At 62.0% G+C, this 1,220-nt stretch carries 1 protein-coding gene and 1 pseudogene; both read left to right on the forward strand.

Annotated features, from left to right (window positions below; genetic code table 11):
• A pseudogene (locus tag ACZY0B_RS27540) lies at positions 1–424 on the forward strand (MCE family protein); the annotation flags it as partial.
• Positions 425–592: 168 nt separating this feature from the next.
• Positions 593–1,159 (forward strand): isomerase, encoded by a 567-nt coding sequence (locus tag ACZY0B_RS27545; protein ID WP_463767387.1) that lies wholly within the window; start codon positions 593–595, stop codon positions 1,157–1,159.
• Positions 1,160–1,220: the final 61 nt, after the last annotated feature.

A 1,220-nucleotide genomic window follows, 5' to 3' on the forward strand; every position in this document is an offset into this window, starting at 1 on the left:
GGACGACCTGGTCAAGAATCTCAAAAACCTGGAGCCGGCCATCAAAGCGCTCGCCGATGTGGGACCGGAGTTCGGCACGGCGATCGCGGCGGGGTTTGTGTTCCCGTTCAACCAGAACTTCGTCGACCGAGCCGTCCGAGGCGACTACTTCAATATCAGTGCCGAGTTGGACCTGTCGATTCCACGGCTCAAGCGGGGACTGCTGCTGGGGACCCACTGGGGGCAGCCCGATATGCCCGTGCCACCCGAGCCCGAGGACCCGTATCGCATGAACTACACACTCGATCCTTTGCATAACCCGCTGAGACCACCGTGGGTCGATCCCAACGCGCTTCCCCTGCCTGGGCCGCCGGCAGCGGTGCCTGATACGGGTCTTGGTCAGACGCCACCGGCGGCACCGGCACCGACGGGAGGTGGCGGATAGTTCTACTGCGATATCTCGCCGATAGTTTTGGCGGTGGCACAGGAGTTTGAACCTTATTCAGTCGACCCTTCGCTAGCCAACGTCAAGCCCGGCGGCCGGATATGCTGTTGGCTCAAGTCAATCAAAGGACGGGCCCAGGTCTAGTGCGCAAGTGAGGCAGGACGACTGATGTCGTACAAAATCGACCCGGATTCGCTGCACAAGATCGCCGAACAAGTCGTCGGCCTGCCGCTCGACGACGGCGAGTTGATCACGCGGGCCATTCGACTGATCGCCGATGAATATCCGGACCTCGTCGATCCGACACCCGGGCGATGGGTGGGCAGCAAGGCCGGCGGGATCCTCGGCAAGGTCCGCTTTCTCTACTTCAGCCCTCGTGAGTACATCGTGATTTTCGGTTCTCCCACTGGCACACAAGGCTTTTCGGGCCGCTACAAGCGAGTGGAGATCCACAAGTTCCTGATGGCCGGCCAAATTGACTCATACGATCTCGAGACCGACGACATGAAACCCATGACGCTGCTGCCCGGTGAACACACCTGCCTCGAGAAGGGCCACGCGAGGGGTCTGACCATTCATCCCGGCTCTTGGCACATCGAGTACGGCCGCGGAGCGGTCGTCACCACGCTGCCGTTCGCGATGGTGGACACGCTGCTGGTGTCATTGGAACTCGAATCGGTCCGCCGGTCCACCGTCGAGTTCGCCAAGCTGGTCGCCCGGCGACTTCGCCGCTGATCCGGGCCGGGGCAAGCAGGCTCAGGCCACGACCGGGTGGTGGCGGATTTGATTTCCCCCA

The organism is Mycobacterium sp. IDUB_19, assembly GCF_055419445.1.

Bases quoted from the DNA above. Each gene is read 5' to 3' on its own strand.
- ACZY0B_RS27545 (WP_463767387.1), top strand. From the start codon at position 593: ATGTCGTACAAAATCGACCCGGATTCGCTGCACAAGATCGCCGAACAA.